Source organism: Kribbella sp. NBC_01505 (genome assembly GCF_045040285.1).
GTDB lineage: Bacteria > Actinomycetota > Actinomycetes > Propionibacteriales > Kribbellaceae > Kribbella.
This window is the reverse complement of the sequence record NZ_CP109425.1, coordinates 8,995,323-9,012,273: the sequence shown is the minus strand read 5'-3', so window position 1 is coordinate 9,012,273 and position 16,951 is coordinate 8,995,323. Positions and strand designations below refer to the sequence as shown.

Annotated in this window: 13 protein-coding genes; 10 read left to right on the top strand and 3 right to left on the bottom strand. The window is 67.9% G+C overall.

The window, feature by feature from the left end; translation table 11 throughout:
* Positions 1 to 102 precede the first annotated feature (102 nt).
* A complete protein-coding gene (locus tag OG474_RS42105) occupies positions 103 to 1,098 on the bottom strand; it encodes a LacI family DNA-binding transcriptional regulator (RefSeq protein WP_405064670.1) in 996 nt (331 codons plus the stop codon).
* A gap of 152 nt (positions 1,099 to 1,250) precedes the next feature.
* Here OG474_RS42105 and OG474_RS42100 point away from each other — a divergent pair, with 152 nt between their 5' ends.
* Together OG474_RS42100 and OG474_RS42095 are read left to right on the top strand one after the other, a co-directional pair.
* Positions 1,251 to 3,434: an RICIN domain-containing protein gene (locus OG474_RS42100; protein ID WP_405059275.1), complete on the top strand. Its 2,184-nt coding sequence runs from the start codon at positions 1,251 to 1,253 to the stop codon at positions 3,432 to 3,434.
* A gap of 12 nt (positions 3,435 to 3,446) precedes the next feature.
* Positions 3,447 to 4,118, top strand: a complete 672-nt coding sequence (locus OG474_RS42095; RefSeq protein WP_405059274.1) for a cyclase family protein — start codon at positions 3,447 to 3,449, stop codon at positions 4,116 to 4,118.
* Here the strand turns inward: OG474_RS42095 and OG474_RS42090 are convergent.
* A complete protein-coding gene (locus tag OG474_RS42090) occupies positions 4,108 to 5,346 on the bottom strand; it encodes an alpha/beta hydrolase family protein (protein WP_405059273.1) in 1,239 nt (412 codons plus the stop codon). The genes OG474_RS42095 and OG474_RS42090 overlap by 11 nt on opposite strands.
* A 353-nt stretch (positions 5,347 to 5,699) precedes the next feature.
* Between OG474_RS42090 and OG474_RS42085 the strand changes: the two genes are divergently transcribed.
* From OG474_RS42085 to OG474_RS42070, 4 genes are read left to right on the top strand one after another with little or no spacing between them, the layout of a single operon-like run.
* Positions 5,700 to 6,833 carry a metallophosphoesterase family protein gene (locus OG474_RS42085; RefSeq protein ID WP_405059272.1) on the top strand — a complete coding sequence of 378 codons (1,134 nt, stop codon included), beginning with the start codon at positions 5,700 to 5,702 and terminating at the stop codon, positions 6,831 to 6,833.
* A 6-nt stretch (positions 6,834 to 6,839) separates the two neighbouring features.
* Positions 6,840 to 8,072: an MFS transporter gene (locus OG474_RS42080; RefSeq protein ID WP_405059271.1), complete on the top strand. Its 1,233-nt coding sequence runs from the start codon at positions 6,840 to 6,842 to the stop codon at positions 8,070 to 8,072.
* Positions 8,069 to 9,007, top strand: a complete 939-nt coding sequence (locus tag OG474_RS42075) for a TolB family protein (RefSeq protein WP_405059270.1) — start codon at positions 8,069 to 8,071, stop codon at positions 9,005 to 9,007. The genes OG474_RS42080 and OG474_RS42075 overlap by 4 nt, the downstream gene beginning before the upstream one ends.
* Positions 9,004 to 10,194: a YibE/F family protein gene (locus OG474_RS42070; RefSeq protein ID WP_405059269.1), complete on the top strand. Its 1,191-nt coding sequence runs from the start codon at positions 9,004 to 9,006 to the stop codon at positions 10,192 to 10,194. Before OG474_RS42075 ends, OG474_RS42070 begins: the two co-directional genes overlap by 4 nt.
* Here the strand turns inward: OG474_RS42070 and OG474_RS42065 are convergent.
* Positions 10,156 to 11,103: a hypothetical protein gene (locus OG474_RS42065; RefSeq protein WP_405059268.1), complete on the bottom strand. Its 948-nt coding sequence runs from the start codon at positions 11,101 to 11,103 to the stop codon at positions 10,156 to 10,158. The genes OG474_RS42070 and OG474_RS42065 overlap by 39 nt on opposite strands.
* A gap of 212 nt (positions 11,104 to 11,315) precedes the next feature.
* Here OG474_RS42065 and OG474_RS42060 point away from each other — a divergent pair, with 212 nt between their 5' ends.
* From OG474_RS42060 to OG474_RS42045, 4 genes are all read left to right on the top strand, one after another.
* Positions 11,316 to 14,255 (top strand): BTAD domain-containing putative transcriptional regulator, encoded by a 2,940-nt coding sequence (locus tag OG474_RS42060; protein ID WP_405059267.1) that lies wholly within the window; start codon positions 11,316 to 11,318, stop codon positions 14,253 to 14,255.
* Positions 14,256 to 14,298: 43 nt separating this feature from the next.
* Complete coding sequence (locus tag OG474_RS42055; protein ID WP_405059266.1) at positions 14,299 to 14,892, top strand: hypothetical protein; 594 nt, start codon at positions 14,299 to 14,301, stop codon at positions 14,890 to 14,892.
* A 197-nt stretch (positions 14,893 to 15,089) separates the two neighbouring features.
* Positions 15,090 to 16,436 (top strand): PepSY-associated TM helix domain-containing protein, encoded by a 1,347-nt coding sequence (locus OG474_RS42050; protein ID WP_405059265.1) that lies wholly within the window; start codon positions 15,090 to 15,092, stop codon positions 16,434 to 16,436.
* An 81-nt stretch (positions 16,437 to 16,517) separates the two neighbouring features.
* Entirely contained in the window at positions 16,518 to 16,922 is a 405-nt protein-coding gene (locus OG474_RS42045) for a hypothetical protein (protein ID WP_405059264.1), read from the top strand.
* Positions 16,923 to 16,951 lie beyond the last annotated feature (29 nt).

Here is a 16,951-nt window from a genome sequence, read left to right as displayed (position 1 = left end):
GTCGACGCTGTTTCGACAACTTCATCGAACCCCAGACCTTCTACGACGCGAGGGCTGCCGCGAATCCCTTCACGGTGGTGTGGTGCTGAGGCGACCGATCAGTTAGTGGCGGGCTGGGGCGGTGCTGTTGCGGATTACTAGGGAGGTTCGGAGTAGTTGGGCGGCGTTTACTGGGGGAGTGCCTTCGGTGATGGCTCGGAGGAGGAGGGTGGTTGCTTGTTGGGCCATTTGGCGGGCGGGGATGGCCACGGCGGTGAGGGCTGGGTGAGTCAGGGCTACGGGGGCGGTGTCGTCGAAGCCGATCACGGAGACGTCGCCGGGGACTGAGCGGCCGGACTCTTTGACGGCTTCCAGTACGCCGAGGGCCAGCAGGTCGTGGGAGGCGAAGATTGCGGTGAGGTCGGGGTCGGCGGCGAGGGCTGCTTGGGCTGCGGCGAAGCCGCCGGCTGGGGTTGCTTCGGTGGGGGTGAAGACCATGTCGTCGCCGATCCGTAGGCGGTGCCGCTCGAAGGCTGAGCGCAGGCCGGCCAGCCGGCGGTGATGGGTTGGGAGCTCGACCACCGCTGCCACTCGCTTGTGGCCCAGGCTGCGGAGATGTTTGCCGGCCAGGAAGCCCGCGTGCTCGTAGTCGATCGTCACGACCGGGAGCGAGTCGGGGATCTCGGTTTCCCAGGCACACAAGGCGATCGGGAAGCGTGGGTCCGGTAGTAGCGCGAGTGGATCGGTGAGATCCCGGTCGCCTGCGATCAGCAGGGCGTCGACCAGTCGGCTGGACAGGCCGGCGAGCTGCCGTTTGGCACGGTCGCCGTCGGCGCGCGTCGTACCGAGGACGAGGTGGTAGCCGTGCTCGTCCAGGACGTTCTCGACCTCTTCGACGATCTCGGAGTAGAACGGGCTGGCGATGGTCGGCACGATCAGTCCCACGGTCATCGTCGTACCGGTCGCCAGGGAGCGCGCCACCAGGTTCGGTTTGTAGCCGAGGTCGTCGATCGCGGCCCGGACCCGCGCGGCCGTGTCCGGGCGGACCGCGGCCCGTCCGGTGACGACGTTCGAGACGGTCTGCTTGGTGACGCCCGCCCGGGTGGCCACGTCCTGCATCGTCACCACGGGCGAACCTCATTTGTTGGACCGGTCAACTAGATCTTCGAGTATCTGTTCCCTCAGTAGCAACGTCAAGGCTGGCGAAGGCTTGTTTACCGGTCAAATGGATCCTAAGGTTCCGGCTACCCCGCCTGACCTAAGGAGTTCCGATGTCCCGTTCCCGGAAGACAGCTGTGGTCGCCGTGCTGGCCCTGGGGCTCGCCGCCGGTGGTCTCGGCCCGGCCGCCGCGGCGCCCACGGCGTCGTACACCGTCACAGTCGGAAGCAAGGGCAGTTGGACGACGCCCACCGACACCCCGGCCGGCACGTACATCGACAAGGACGGGACGTTCTACTTCCAGCAGTCCGCCGCCCTGTACGGCGCCACCGAGCCGCGCAAGTGGGACTTCTACACCGGCACGAACCTCGAGACCGCGACCAAGTCGAGCGCGATCAGCAACGCGGTCAATCCGGCGAACGCGAACGACAAGAACAACGACACCACCTGGCGGTGCAACAACAGCCCGACCGGGCTGGAGTCGACGTTCGCTCCGAGCGGCTCGGGCTACTCGCAGAAGAACTTCTGCGATCTGGCCGGCGTCTGGGTCGATCCGGACACCGGCGACTGGTACGGCCTGGTGCACAACGAGTTCACGCCACAGCCCTTCGGGGACGGCTTGCACTACGACGCGATCGACTACGCGGTCTCCACGAACCAGGGCAAGACCTGGACGATCAAGAGCCACGTCATCACGTCGCCGTACAGCACGAAACGCAACGACACCACGGCGTTCCCGAACCAGACCTACTCGTACGGCGATGGCGACCAGCGACTGTTCGTCGACGCGGCCTCGGGCTACTTCTACGTCTACTACGGCTCGCGGATCGTCGACAAGTCGGGCGGCTGGAAGAACTTCCGGCAGCATGTCGCGCGGGCCAAGATGTCTTCGAAGATGGCGCCCAGTTCCTGGCAGAAATGGTACGACGGGGCGTGGTCGGAGCCCGGGGTCAGTGGGCGCGAGAGCAACTTGGTGCCGGTCGACGCGAGCAATCCCAACGGTTACACGCCGCTCGCGAAGGAGTACAAGCCGACCAACACCGGCACGGTCGATCAGCAGGTTGCCGCAGGCACCCTTTCTCCGACCTCGCCGCTGTTCGTGATGGACATCGCCTACAACGCCTACCTGGGGTTGTATATCGGTGAGCCGCAGTCGGTGGGCCAGGACGGCAAGGCTCCCCAACAGTTCTACGCCACCGATGATCTGACCAGCCAGAAGTGGACCCTGATCGGCGACACCGGCAGCTACACCACAGCCTCGTGGTACCGGTGGTTCCTCGACAGCGTGAACAAGACCAGCTCCACCATCATCGGCAAGGACTTCCGTACGTACTGCTCGTTCGGCTGCTCCGATGGCAAGTCCGGCGAGTACGTCAATCTGTCGATCACCTCGTCGGCACCCGCGACCGCGCCCTTCGACCTGACGAAGGCCTATCGGATCGCCAACGGCGACGGCCGGGTCCTCGCCCAGCAATCCGGGTCCACAGCAACGACCTCTGTCGGTACGGCGTCCGGGTCGGCCCTGGAGAGCTGGTACTTCGTTGCCGTCGGCGACGGTTCCTACCAGATCCGCAACGTGTCGAGCGGGAACGCTCTCGGCGTCGACGCCGGTACGACGACGAGTCGCGCCTGGGGCACGAAGCCGACCGTCACCGCTGATTCGACCGCAGGGCAACAGTGGTGGCTGGTGACGAACGCCGGCGGAACCTTCCGATTCGTCAACAGGCACAGCGGTCTGGTCCTCGGGCTCTCCGCAACTGCTGGTCGTTTGGCCGAGACCACACCGACCCGGGATTGGAGCAACGCGACCGGCAACGCCGTGGGCGGCACTCGTACGGGGGCAGAGCAGACCCTGGCGCTGACGCAGGTCGGGACCGCACCGCAGAACCTCAACGGCGTGCACACCATCGCGACCGGCGGGAAGGCACTCGACGATCCGGATCGCAGTACGACGGCCGGAACCCAGCTCATCACCTGGACGAACCACGGCGACCTGAACCAGAAGTGGACCTTCACCCAGCAGAGCGACGGGTCTTACACACTGAAGAACAACTCGTCGGGTCTCTGCGCCGACGTCAACGGTGGCGCGACCACGGCGGGTACCGCGATCATCCAGTGGACCTGTACCAGCGGTCTCAACCAACGGTGGACTGCGACCAAGCTTGCCAATGGCACCTACACCCTCACATCGGTCCACAGCGGGCTGGCGCTCACCACCGCCGCCAGCACGGACGGCGCCAAGGTCACCCAGCAAGCCAACACGAGCTCTGCTCTCCAGCAGTGGACAATCAGTTAGATACTTGGCTGCATGCCAAGCTATCGCGCGCGCTTTGATGCCACGGTTGCCTTCACCAACGGGGGTGGCTTGCAGGTCCAAGGGTTCCTGGTCGATGTTCCGTCGGCGGAGGTCACGCCGGCGGAGATCGGCGAGCTCTTCCTTGATTCGCTGGGGCTCCTGATGGCCGGAGACGTCGGGCTCACCAACGTCGAGGTCATCGAGGCCGCACACAAAGGCACCCGCGGCGGCCCCGCCACGACCGGCGAGCAGAGCGGCGCAGGTACGACGTACGTGGAGCTGAGCCACTCGGACGACATGAGTCGGACTGTGGACCTGCCGGCGGTCGTCGTTCGGGTGCAGGACAGCTGGCGGCTTGGGATCGACGCGGCCGCGCTGGCGACGTACGAGGTGCGGGGCAAGGCGGTCTTGCTGCATACCGGTGACGGCGCGCATTTCCTGACACGGGACGGGGCTGAGTGGCTGATTGATCGTGGAGCGGTGTTGGTCGGGATCGACGCGGCCACTATCGACGACGTGTCCGACGGCGAGACTCCCGCGCACACGCTCTTGCGGGGCGCGGGAGTCGTGGTCGTCGAGGACCTGACCAACCTGGGTGAGGTGCCGCCGCTCGGGGCGTTGTTCACGGCAGTCGCGCCGGGGGAGGAAGGCACGGTCCGCGCCTGGGCGAAGGTCAGCGGATGAAGTCGACCTCGGAGTAGCGGGGAGAAGGCCCGCGCAGGAGCGGCTGGGGGCGATGGCTGAGGTACTGGTCGAACCACGCAGCGAGGTAGGCACGCTGAGCCTTGATGCTGCGGCTGGGCACGATGTCGCCGATCCCGGCGGTCACCGTCTCGGGAGGGATCGGGTACGCCGCCGCTAGCTGCGGAATGGCGAACTGGTAGTCGGCGAATGACGGGTGCCGGCTGCCGACGAGGTTCAGATCCAGCTTCGGCCCGCGTTGGTGCTGCCAGAAGGCTGCCCACGACGGGTCGTAGTCCGGACTGCCGACCGGTACGGCGTGGTGATGACCGTCCGAGCCGAACAACAGGAACGGCCGGTCGAGTCCTCGCAGCGCCGACTCACCAAGCACCTTGCCGTCGAGGTCGTAGACCATCGCGCCGTCCAGATTCACCCCGACGTCGATCCGCCGATCGATCAGCATCGCCTCGGCGGCTGCGAACCCGCCCGCGGAGTAGCCGAGTACGCCGATCTTGGTCAGATCCATCGCCTGGTCCAGCCCACGCGGTAGTCCGGCCTGCCCACCGCGCCAGCGGGCAAGCTCGTCGAGGACGAAACGCAGATCGTCGACCCTGGTCCGGATCGCCTGCCGGTACACCTCGGTGTCGTCGCTCGGAGGCATCGTCGCGCGCTCGATCCGGCCGCCCGGAAACTCGACCGGCGCCTCACCGGTGTGGTCGATCGCCACCACGATGTACCCGCGGCTCGCCAGATCCTCCAGCTGTTGGGTGCCGAACGTGCGCGACGTCCCTAGCCCCGGCGAGTACAGGATGACCGGATGCTGCCGACCACGGACGGCCGCACCGAGCCGTGCGTTAGTCCGCGTCCGGGCATAGTCCAGCTCCGGGCCTTCCAGGCCGATCAGCGGCAACCAGTCAGCCGCCAGCACCGGCCCGAACGCCTCCGACGCATAAGCGGCATATGGCTCGTTGCGCGGTATAGCCGGATACAACACGCTGACCATCAGCTCCCGCTGCCGCCCCGGAGTCCACGGATCCATCCGCCCCCGGTCAACCAGCCGCAGCGACGCCGTACCGATCGCCGCAGCGCTCGTCGGCCGCGGAACACTCAAGGCCAGCCCAACATCGCGCGACGCCTCGGCCGTCGGCACCCCGGTCAGACCCAGCACGAGACCCAGCACCAGAACCAGCCGGAGCATCAGCCCGGCCAACCTGCGATCGGCTTGCCGCATCACATCCCCTCACGAATCTCAACACCCTAATACACGGAACAATCCGTTCCGGGCCGGGGAATTCGGCGTGGCGGCGCTTGGGAGGGGTGCTTGGCGGTGGCGTTCATTCAGTGAACATCTGACGGCCTTCGGGGGGACCTTGATCCTGCTCGTCGGGCCGCTACCTTGCTGTTCCAGAGACTTCATCCTCCGCCCCGAGGAGTGGGACAAGCATGGTCAAATTCCGTACGACGCGTAGTCGAGCGACGGTGGCTGCCGTGACCGCTGGTGGATTGGTGGTCGCTGCGGCGATCAGTACCGCAGTTGCGTCCGCAGCCCAAAGTGATGATCCGCCTAACGTTCAGGCCGGCCCTGTGGCAGCTGAGCGCCAACAGGTGGCCGAGAAGGGCGCCAGCATCGGCCGCGCCGCCCTCTCCGCGACCGGTGCAGCCGCTGCCAAAGGTCAGGTCTGTGCGGCTCCCGGCGCGAAGTGGTTGCGGGTCCGGTTCGCGAAGCTGGATCTTCGCGGTGCCGATTCGGTCGTGGTGGCCGGTGCGTCCGGCGGTTCCACGACCTTGACCGCACGCAACTGGCAGGGTCAGGCCTTCCACACCAAGGCGTTCTCCGGGGGCTGTGCCACCGTCACGCCGAAGCTCGCCGATCCGGCCAGCAGCTACGCGATCGACGCCTACCAGTCCGGCACCCAGCCGTTGTCCTTGGCAACAGTCACGGTCGCGGGCGCCGGCGACATCTGCGGCTCGGCGTGCAACCAGACCCGCGCACTGCTGGACAGCATTGATCCCGACGCGATCTTCACCGCGGGCGACAATGCCTACGAGGCCGGCACGCTATCCGAGTACAACAACAGCTACCACCCGCAGTGGGGCGCGTTCAAGAGCATCACGCACCCGACGCCGGGCAACCACGAGTACGGGACCAGCGGGGCCTCCGGATACTTCAGCTACTTCGGTGCCGCGGCGGGCCAGTCCGGCAAGGGCTACTACTCGTGGGACATCGGTGACTGGCACTTCGTCGCCCTGAACTCCAACATCGACAAGAAGGCCGGCAGCGTGCAGGAGAAGTGGCTGCGCAGCGATCTCGCAGCCAGCACCAAGCCCTGCACAGCGGCGTACTGGCATCATTCCCGGTTCGCGGCCGGGAACTACAGCGACGACTCGTCGCTGAAGCCGTTCTTCCAGGCGCTGTACGACAACCACGCGGACCTGGTACTCAGTGGTCACGACCACAACTACATCCGCTTCGCACAGTCGAAGCCGGACGGCACGAAGGACACCGCCAACGGGATCCGCGAACTGCTCGTCGGCACCGGCGGACGCGCCCTGTACGGCGCCGGCGGCAGCACCGCGGCGACCATCGAGAAGAGCAACTACAACACCTTCGGCGTCGCGAAGCTGACCCTGAACAGCACCAGCTACACGGCGAACTTCGTACCGGTCGCGGGCCGCACCTTCACCGACACCGTGACGACCAGTTGCCACCCGAAGTAACGGCTGATGTATCTGTCCTCGATGCGGGCGGCTGACACCGCCCGCGCCGGTATCGCCGTTCAAGGTGCGGGGCGGGTGCCGGTCACGGTGGTTGCCCTGGGCATCGTCAGCTTCGTGACGGACGCCTCCGCGGAGATGATCACCGCGGTACTCCCGATGTACCTGATCTACGGGCTCGGCCTGGGCTACCTGCAGTTGGGCGCGCTGGACGGGCTCTACACCGGCGCGACCGCCCTGCTCCGGCTCGCCGGTGGCTACTCCGCTGACCGGCTGAACCGGCCGAAGGCCGTCGCGATCGCCGGGTACGGCGTCTCCGCCCTGACCCGACTCGGCTTTCCACTAGCCGGTGGCTCGCTGGCCGGAATCAGTACCTGCGTGGCGATCGACCGCGCCGGCAAGGGCGTCCGGACCGCGCCCCGCGACGCGATGATCACCCTGGCAACCCCGGCCCGCGATCTGGGTCGCGCCTTCGGTGTCCATCGTGCGCTCGACACCGCGGGCGCACTGCTCGGCCCGCTGCTCGCCTTCGGACTGCTCGCGTTGCTGCCCGGCGACTACGACTCGGTGTTCACGGTGAGCTTCTGCCTCGGCGCGATCGGCGTACTCGTCCTGGTGTTCTTCGTCCGGGAGCCCCGCCGGGCCGCGGCGAAACGCGCCGCGACGAGCCTGCGCGCGGGCGTGCGCGTCGCGCTGCAGCCGGGTGTCCGCTCGCTGGTCCTCGCCGCAGCCCTGCTCGGCCTGCTGACCGTCGGCGACATGTTCCTGTACGTCGCCCTGCAACGCCAGACGGGTCTGCCGAACGCCGTGCTGCCGCTGTTGCCGCTCGGCACAGCCGCGACCTTCATGCTGGCCGCGGTTCCGCTCGGCAGACTCGCGGACCGAGCTGGCCGCTGGCGGTTGTTCCTCGCCGCGCACCTCCTGCTGGCTGGCGCCTACGTGCTCGTTGCCGGTGGCATCAAAGGCTGGGTGGTCGCGGGCGCCGTACTGCTCCTGCACGGCTTGTTCTACGCCGCGAGCGACGGGGTGCTGATGGCTAGCGCGGGGCCACTGGTGCCAGCGGAACTGCGCGCCACTGGGTTGGCCGTCGTACAGACTGCTCAGGCGCTGGCACGGGCAATCGGAGCGGTGGGATTCGGTATTGCCACGGCGGCCGCCGGTGCGCGTCCAGCCTTCGGAGTGTTCGCCGTACTGCTGATTGCCGGCGTGCTCCTGGCCGCCGGGATCCGAGGACGCGCATGAGCCGGGCGCGGATCGTGAGCGGTGTCGTCTCGATCGCGGTGTTCGTTGCCGCGGGCATCGGCTACGTCAGCTGGCGCGCGAACGCGGCGGACGGTCCCGCCACGCCTCCACTCGATCTCTTACGCACCGGCACCATCCTGTACGTCGACAGTACGAGCACCGTCCGACAGGTGACGCGGGATCACCCGGACCAGGTGATCGGCTCAGGCCCGTCGTGCCAGCGGGTGTACGCGGCCGCCGGGACTCTCGGATGCTTGCGGTCAACCGCCGTACCGATGTCGGCCGAACTCAAGATCTATCGCAAGAACGACGCGGAGGTGAGTCTTCCGGTCTGGGGTGATCCGAGCCGGGTGCGCGTCTCGCACGACGGCCGGTTGGTGGGGTGGACGGTGTTCCGGGCCGGGGACAGCTACATGCGGCAGGGCGCGTTCTCGACCACGGCCGGCATCCTGGATCTGAGCACCGGCACGCAGTACGGGTCGTTGGAGGACTTCACGATGTTTGTCGACGGCAAGCAATACAGCTCGCCGGACGTCAACTTCTGGGGCGTGACGTTCCTGAGCGACGCGACGTTCTACGCCACGATGGCCAGCAAGGGCCGGACCTGGCTGATGCGCGGCGAACTCGCCGGCCGCCGCCTGACGAGCGTCCGGGAGAACGTCGAGTGCCCGTCGGTGTCGCCCGACCGGACCCGGATCGTCTACAAGTTCCGGACCGGCGACCACTGGCGGCTGCACGTGCTCGACCTGGCGACCGGGGCCGACCACCCGCTCGCCGAGGCGGCGCACATCGACGACCAGGCTGCTTGGCTGGACGATCAAACCATTGCCTATAGCAAGAACGACGGGGCCGGACCGGCCGTGTTCACCGTCCCGGCCGACGGCACCGGGAGCCCGCATCGACTGCTGGCTGGTTCGTCCCCGGCGCCGCTGTGAGTCATAGTCACGGTGACACCAGTGCAGTCGACGCGGACACGGTCGTTGCGCGACGGGTGCGGTGGCTGCTCGGCGCGGTCCTGGTTCCGCTGCTGGTTCTGACCGCACTGGGCGTGATCCTGCTCTGGCCTAGCCACGCGGTGAAGGTCGACGCATTGCAGACCGCGAAGGCGCGTGGCGTCGTACTGTCGATTGCACCCTGTGCAGAGCGGCCGGATGAGTGCGACCGGGCCCGGGTGAAGGTCACGGCGGGCGAAGGCACCGGCACTGAGGTCGACGCTCGGGTGGTCAAGCACCCGCTGGTCCCGCGGGTGCACACCGGCAACCGGATCCTGATGCAGGTGATCCCAGAGGCCGCCGAGGACGAGCGCTACAAGTACGTCGACCAGGACCGCGGCCGGCCGTTGCTGCTCCTTGTCGGGATCTTCGCCGCCGCGGTGATCGCGTTGTCGCGCTGGCGTGGGGTCGCAGCCCTCGCAGCGCTGGCCATCACCGCCGTGGTGCTGACCCAGTTCGTGATGCCCGCGATCCTGGCTGGGGGAGACCCGCTGCTGGTGGCCGTCGTCGGAGCGTTTGTGATCATGAGCGTCACCCTGCTGCTGACGCATGGACCGAACGCGCGGACCGCGATCTCAATGGTCGGCACCGCCGGAGCGCTGGTGCTCACCGCAGCCCTCGGCGAGCTGTTCGTGGTGGGTAGCCGGATCAGCGGCCTGGACGGCAACGGTGCGTCCGAGGTGGCGTCGTACGTTCCCGGCGGCGTCAACCTGCAGTCGCTGGTGGTGGCAGGCCTAGTGATCGGAGCCCTCGGCGTACTGGACGATGTGACCGTCACCCAGACAGCTGCGGTGTGGGAGCTGGCCGCAGCCAACCCGACCGCCAGCCGCCGCGAGCTGCTCGCCGCCGGGCTGCGGATCGGCCGCTCGCACGTCGCATCAGTGGTCAACACGCTGGTGCTGGCCTACGCGGGCGCCGCGCTGCCGCTGCTGATGCTGTTCGCCATCACCGGCACCCCTGACGCGTACGTCGTGTCGCTGGAGACCGTCGCCACCCAGATCGTCAACGGGCTGGTCGGCAGCCTGGGCATCATCGCCGCCGTACCGCTCACGACCGCACTCGCGGCCGCCGCCGTGGCACACCGCGGCGGGTCAGTCCCAAGCCCACGCGACCCGGTAGATCCCGGGTAGCGGGTTCACCTCGACCAGTTGGGCCGTGTGCGACGCACCGAGCCAGAGCTCGGTCTCCTCCGGCTCGCTGTCGGCGACCGAGAGCCGGTGTGTGCGGTACACCCTGGCCGGGAGGCAGGACGGGTCGAAGCGCACCTGGATCGAGAAGTCCAGCAGTCCGGGCGTGGCCCGATGCGACTGGTAGGCATCGATCTCGGCCGTGACCGACCGCAGCGTGTAGCGCAGGACGGTCAGCTCGCCCGCCCGCAGCGGCCGCTCCAGCAACAGCTCGTAGGTGCAGAACCCGGTGGCCTCGTCGTCCCGCCGCCGTCCCAGCCGGCAGCCGGCAGTGCCCTCGATCCGCAGCGGCTCGACCATTCCGGCATCGGTCCGGAACGCAGCGACGTACCGATCGACGTCGTCCTGAGCGGCACGCACGACGATCAGGTACGTCGACTCCAGCAGCTTGTGGTTTGGACCGACCGTGCTGGTGATGTGCACACCGAGTTTGGTGAGCCGGTGCAATGCGTCCAGGCTCGTGCCCATCCGCTGCAGCGCACGCGCCAGCCCATCGGGCCGGGCCCACGCCTCGTCGATCCGCAACGAGTTGGGCTGCTGTGCGAGCCATCGACCACGCGGTCGCGGCGGACCCAGCAACGACGACAACGCCCCCGCCTCGAGCCCAACCACCTGCTCGACAACCGCGAGCGCCCGCAACGACTGCGGCCGCTCCGGCCGGGTCCGGCCATGCTGCCAATAACTCAGCGCGGTCTTGCTGACCGGCGTACCGCGCTCCTCGAGCTTGTGCTGCAGCCGATCCAGGCTCAGCCCACTACCCCTGATCGCCAGCCGCAGCGCAAGACTGAACGGCCCGCTCACCAGCACCTCGTCCAGTTGCACGCGGTCGGAGTAGCGCTCGTCGACGCCCATCCGGCCACCGTAGCGGAACGTCGTACCGCAGCCCCGGTGTATCAGTGCGGCGTGCTGCGAACTCCGTGTGTAGTACGGATGCGCAGCGCGTCACGTCGTGGTGTATTTGCTCGGCGTCTGCGGGTCGCCATCGGCCATGTTCTTTTGGGGGGAACATGCGGTATCGGATCTTGGGGTGTCTGGAGCTTTGGCGGGGCGATGAGCAGTTGGGGGTGGGGGGTCCGCAGCAGCGGGCGTTGCTGGCGTTGTTGCTGCTCGAGGCCAATCGGGTGGTGTCGGCCGATCGGCTGATCGCTGAGCTGTGGGCCGACGAGCCGCCGGTGATGGCGCGGAGTCTGCTGCACGGGTGTGTCGCGCGGCTGCGGAAGGTGCTGGCCGTGGGTGGCCGGCAGCCGTTGGAGCGGCGCGGGCCTGGGTATGTGCTGCAGGTTCTGGCTGGTGAGCTCGACCTGGATCGGGTGGAGGCGCTGGCCGACGAGGCTGCCGCTGAGCCTGATGAGGGCCGGCGGGCTGGGCTGTTGCGGGAGGCGGCCGGTCTGTGGCGGGGGCCGACGTTGGACGGGATCGAGGTCGAGACCTGTCGGTCGGCGGCGGTTCAGCTGGAGGATCGCCGGTTGGGCTTGTGCGAGCAGCGGATCGAGATCGAGCTTCGGCAGGGGAGGTTCGGTGGGCTGGTCAGCGAGCTGCGGCAGCTGATCGCGACGTACCCGTTGCGGGAGCGGTTGTGGGCCCTGCTGATGGCGGTCAGCTATGCGACGGCGCGGCAGGCTGAGGCGTTGGCCGCGTACGGCGAGTTGCGCGCGCGGCTGGTTGCCGAGCTCGGGACGGAGCCGACGGCTTTGATTCGGGAGCTGCACGGTCAGATGCTGGTGGGGACTGATCCGGCTGAGCTGCTGATCCCTTGCGGGCGGCCGCAGGAAACCGCGACGCCGTTGAAGGATGAGCGGACAGTGCCGGCTCAGCTCCCTGCCGGTTCGGGGGAGTTCGTCGGGCGGTCGTCGGCGTTCCAGTGGCTCGCTCGGTTGCTGGACGATCTGGAGCGGCGGGTTCCGATCGGCGTGGTCTGTGGGAGTCCTGGCGTCGGGAAGACGGCGTTGGCGGTGCAGTGGGCTCATCTGGTGCGGGAGCGGTTTCCGGACGGCCAGTTGTACGTGAATCTGCAGGGGTATTCGTCGACCGCGCCGGTTTCGGCCGAGCAGGCGCTGGCGGGATTCCTGCGGGCGCTCGGGGTTCCGTCGCGCAAGATCCCGGTCGATCTCGAGGAGGCGGCCGCGCTCTATCGCTCGATGGTCGACGGGAGGCGGGTGCTCGTCGTACTGGACAACGCGCGCAGTGCCGCACAGATCAGGCCGCTGTTGCCAGGGGCACCCGGCTGTATGGCGCTCGTGACCGGGCGCGGCGGGTTGGGTGGTGTGGTGGCTCGTGATGGCGGCCAGTTGCTCACGCTCGATGTGCTCAGCGCGGACGAGGCGACCGAGCTGTTCGTTGGGCTGCTGGGTGCGGGCCGGGTTGCGGCGGAGCCGGAGGCGAGCGCTGACCTCGTGCGGCTGTGCGCTGGTCTGCCATTGGCTGTGCGCATCGCGGGTGCGCACTTGGCCGGGCATCCCGGGCAGCGCATCGACGCGCTGGTGTCCGAGCTGCGAGCCGAGCGGCTGGATGTGCTTGCGCTCGATGACGACGAGTCCGCCGTACGGATTGCCTTCGACCGGTCGTACGACGCTCAGGCGCCGGAGGCTGCACGGGTGTTCCGGCTGCTGAGCTTGATCCCCGGCCTCGATGTCACGGCCGAGACGACTGCGGTTCTTGCCGATATCGCCGTACCGGTGGCTCGGCGGTTGCTGGCCGGCTTGGCGTCCGCGCATCTGATTCAGCCGTTGGATACGGGCAGGTTCGGCCTGCACGATCTGCTGCGGATCTACGCGTACGAACGGCTGCTGGAAGAGGAGCGCCCCGAGGACCGGGCCGCGGCGACCGACAGGCTGGTGACCTCGTACTTGGCGCGCGTCGAAGGGGCCGCCCGGTCGCTCTGGCCGGAGGTCCTCCGGATGCCGGGGCAGGGGAGCGGTCAACCGGCCGATCTGGTGTGGCTCGACGTCGAGCGGCCCAATCTGGTGGCCGCTGTTGTCCATGCCGCGAAGCACGGTCCGAAGGACGTTGCGGCACGCCTGTCCGACGCGCTCCGCGGCTACTTCTGGCTCCGGCGGCACAGCGTGGATTGGTTGACGGTCGCCGAAGCCGGTCGGGCTGCGGCTCAGGACACTGGCGATCTGCATGCCCGGGCGGCGGCGGAATTCAGCCTGGGCATGGCCAGCCTCTGTCTCAACAGGTACCCGCTGGCCGTCGAGCATCAGGTCCGCGCCCTGACCTTCAGCGACGAGGCCGGCTGGGACGAGGGCGTCGCGAACGCGCTCGGCAATCTCGGGATGATCCAGTTCGAGCTCGGCGAACTCAGCCTGGCGATGGACGGTCATCGACGGGCACTGGAAGTGAACCAACGCATCGACTCCCGGCGCGGGCAGATCGTCAACCTCGCGAACCTGGCCCACGTGTACCTGGTAGCAGGCCGGCCGGTCGAGGCAGCGGCGTACCTGGCCGGTAGTCTCCGGGCACCGGACCTGCGCGGAGGCTACGGCAAAGCCTTCACCAGCTATCTTCAAGCCCTGCTGGCGATATCTCGCGGCGAATTCGAGAAGGCATCCGGCTACCTCGATGCCGCCCTCCCGCTCTACCGCAGCATCGGCAACATCAACGGCGAGGCGATGGCGCTCGCCGCCTTCGCCCAGGTGCACAGCCGGCGCGAGCGCCCTGCCGTGTCCCGGGACTACGCCCTCGACGGTCTCAAGCTGATCCAGGGCTCCGGCGACCGCTACACCGAGGCCTGCCTACGCAACCAACTCGGTACGGCGTTGCACGCGCTCGGTCATCGCGGCCAGGCGATCGACCAGTTCTGCCAGACGCTGACCCTCGCCCGCGACGCCGGCTTCCGCTACTCCGAGGTCGAGGCCCTGATCGGCCTGGCGATCTGCCACCAGAGCAACGGCAGCTCGACCGAGTTCGCCGGAGAAGCCGTCCAGCTCGCCAAACTGGCCGGCTACCGCCACCTCCTCCGCGACGCCGAGATTGTGGGACAAACCACAAGTGATCTGCGCTGAGGGATTACGTCTGGCTGGGGCGAGATGTCACCATGTCGGGGTTATGGCTGAGGGTGGGTGGTCTCGCGCGGTGCGGGCGGCGGTGTTCGCCGTCGTCTGTGTGCTGCTCACTGTGCTCGGCCATGTGCTGATGTCCGGTACGGCGTTGCCGTGGTGGGCGACGGCCGGGGCCTTCGCCGGCGTCTACGGCACCGGGTGGTGGCTGGCGGGGCGTGAGCGTGATGTGCCCTCGGTGACAGCGATCGCGGTCGCTACGCAGGCTGTGCTGCACGGTGGATTCACGGTCGCCCAGATGCTCAGTACGCCGGTGATGTCGGGTCACGAGATGTCGGGTCATGCGATGTCGGGTCACGCCATGGAGCTCGGCCCGGCGCTCGGGATGTTCGGTGCGCACCTCGTGGCGGCTCTGCTGAGCGGCCTCTGGTTGGCGTGGGGTGAACACGCCGCGTTCCGGATCGTGCGCTTGGTGGCGCAGCGCGTCGGGATGTCGCTGTCCCTGGTGGCGCGTACATCGGCACCGCTGCTCTTGCCGCGGGTTGCGCGCTGCCCGACGTACTGCGGCTGGACGATGCGGCAGTGGCGTCTGGTCCACGCGATCGTTTCTCGAGGTCCTCCATCGGTGGTCGCTGTCGGCTGACAGCTCGACTCACCCGGTGCGTGCCGCTCTGGCCGTGCCGGGCACGGCCATGTCCACCGGACAGAGCCGCACCGATCATCCGGCCGGACCGCTCGCCGGATCGAGAACTTCGAAGGACTCCGCTGATGGCATCTGTCGTAGATTCCCCAACCCGCTTACCTGGAGACGGTGAGCGGCAACGATCCAGAGGGGCCGGCTTGTTCCGGGCGTTCTGGCGATGGCACTTCTATGCGAGCTTCCTGGTGATTCCGGTCGTGCTGATCCTGGCGGTGACTGGGCTGATCTATCTGTTCCGCTTCCAGATCGAACCGGCGCTGCACGCGGATCTGATGAAAGTGCAGCAACCGCCTGGACTGCGGGCCGAGCAGTACTCGTCGCAACTGGACGCGGTGAAGGAGGCGTTCCCGGGCTCGACCGTGGTGTCGATGACCGAGCCGTCCGGCCCCGATCGGTCGACGGTCTTCTCGGTCGAGATGGCGGACGGCGCGACGCGGGACGTGTTCGTCGATCCGTACCAGGGCCAGGTGCTGGGTTCGCTGGATCCCGACTCGACGTTGTCGGGCGGCGCCATCCTGCTGCACGGCGAGCTGATGGCCGGTCGCGTGGGCGACGCGGTGATCGAGATCGGCGCCTGCTGGGCGCTCGTGATGGCGATCACCGGCTACTACCTGTTCGTCCGCGGCCGAGCCGCCCGCGCGCGACGCCGTACGGCGAAAGCAGCCGGAGCCGTCCTGCGGTCCCGGCACGCGCTGACCGGCTCGGTGCTGGGGATCGGCCTCCTCTTCCTGATCGTTTCGGGCCTTCCGTGGACGGGTTTCTGGGGCGCGAAGGTCCAGCAGATCGCAACGAACCAGGGCAGCTCGATGTGGGCCGAGGACCCCGGCGCGCTGTCCAACCCGACCTCGACCCTGGACGAGTCCCTGCCCCACAGCCACGCGGTGCCGTGGGCGCTGGGGGAGTCGAAGATCCCCAAGTCGAACCCGAACCAGGACCGCCGCTCGGTAGCCAACCTCGACACCACCGTCGCCGTCGGCGTCCAGAACGGCCTGGCCCGCCCGCTGACGATCGCCTTGCCCTCTGGCGAGGAAGGCGTCTACTCCGTGATCGGCTATGCCTTCCAGAACCCCGCCAAGGAACGCACGCTGCACGTCGACCAGTTCGGCGGTCAGGTCGTTTCGACGTACGGGTATCAGGACTATCCCGTGCTGGCCAAAACAGTTGCCCAAGGCATCGCTCTGCACGAAGGGCGCCGGCTCGGAACCGCCAACATGATCCTGACCACGGCGTTCTGCCTCGGCGTCATCTTCATGTGCGTCTCCGGCCCGCTCATGTGGTGGCGCCGCCGCCCCAAGTCAGCCGCCGCGGTCGGCGCGCCCCGAGGCCGCCTCCCTCTGAAAGCAACGCCCGTACTGGCGATCCTCGTGATCGCGCTCGCCCTCTTCCTCCCGATGTTCGGCATCACCCTCGCCGCCGCCCTCCTCCTCGACCAACTGGTGATCCGCCGTACTCCCAAACTCCGCGCCTGGTTCAACACCACCGACTGATCCGCCTCAACGGTCCCGGTGCGAGCGGTTCGTCGCCGGGACCGATGTGGTTCGTTCGGGCCGGTTTGAGAAGGTTTGCGCATGAGATTTCCGTTGCGCGTCGTCCTCTGGCTCTACGTCGCGTTCAACCTCCTGCAGGCCGTGATCCTCACCTTCGACCCCGAACTCACCGACCGCGCCTACCTCGGCGGCGAGATGACCCCGACCCGCCACTTCCAGTGGTACGCCGTCGCCGGCTACCACGTCCTGATCATCGCCGTCACGATCATCGCGATGACGATGCCCCGCGTCGCCGACCGGCGCAAGCTCGTCATCGCCAACGCGCTGATGTACCTGCTCTGGGACGCGACCTCACAACTCGTCTACTGGGGCCACGCGATCGGCATGGCCACCTCCGACCTCGTCATCAACGCCGGCGTAAGCATCGTCACCGCACTGATCCTCTTCGGCGTCGCCTACTTCGACCGCGACCCGGCGACATCCTGATGCCTCTCCCGTTCGACCCGAAGGAGCGA

Coding starts and splice junctions, on each gene's coding strand:
- OG474_RS42105 (WP_405064670.1), bottom strand. CDS start 1,098: ATGCAGGACGTGGCCACCCGGGCGGGCGTCACCAAGCAGACCGTCTCG.
- OG474_RS42100 (WP_405059275.1), top strand. CDS start 1,251: ATGTCCCGTTCCCGGAAGACAGCTGTGGTCGCCGTGCTGGCCCTGGGG.
- OG474_RS42095 (WP_405059274.1), top strand. CDS start 3,447: ATGCCAAGCTATCGCGCGCGCTTTGATGCCACGGTTGCCTTCACCAAC.
- OG474_RS42090 (WP_405059273.1), bottom strand. CDS start 5,346: ATGCGGCAAGCCGATCGCAGGTTGGCCGGGCTGATGCTCCGGCTGGTT.
- OG474_RS42080 (WP_405059271.1), top strand. CDS start 6,840: ATGTATCTGTCCTCGATGCGGGCGGCTGACACCGCCCGCGCCGGTATC.
- OG474_RS42075 (WP_405059270.1), top strand. CDS start 8,069: ATGAGCCGGGCGCGGATCGTGAGCGGTGTCGTCTCGATCGCGGTGTTC.
- OG474_RS42065 (WP_405059268.1), bottom strand. CDS start 11,103: ATGGGCGTCGACGAGCGCTACTCCGACCGCGTGCAACTGGACGAGGTG.
- OG474_RS42055 (WP_405059266.1), top strand. CDS start 14,299: ATGGCTGAGGGTGGGTGGTCTCGCGCGGTGCGGGCGGCGGTGTTCGCC.
- OG474_RS42045 (WP_405059264.1), top strand. CDS start 16,518: ATGAGATTTCCGTTGCGCGTCGTCCTCTGGCTCTACGTCGCGTTCAAC.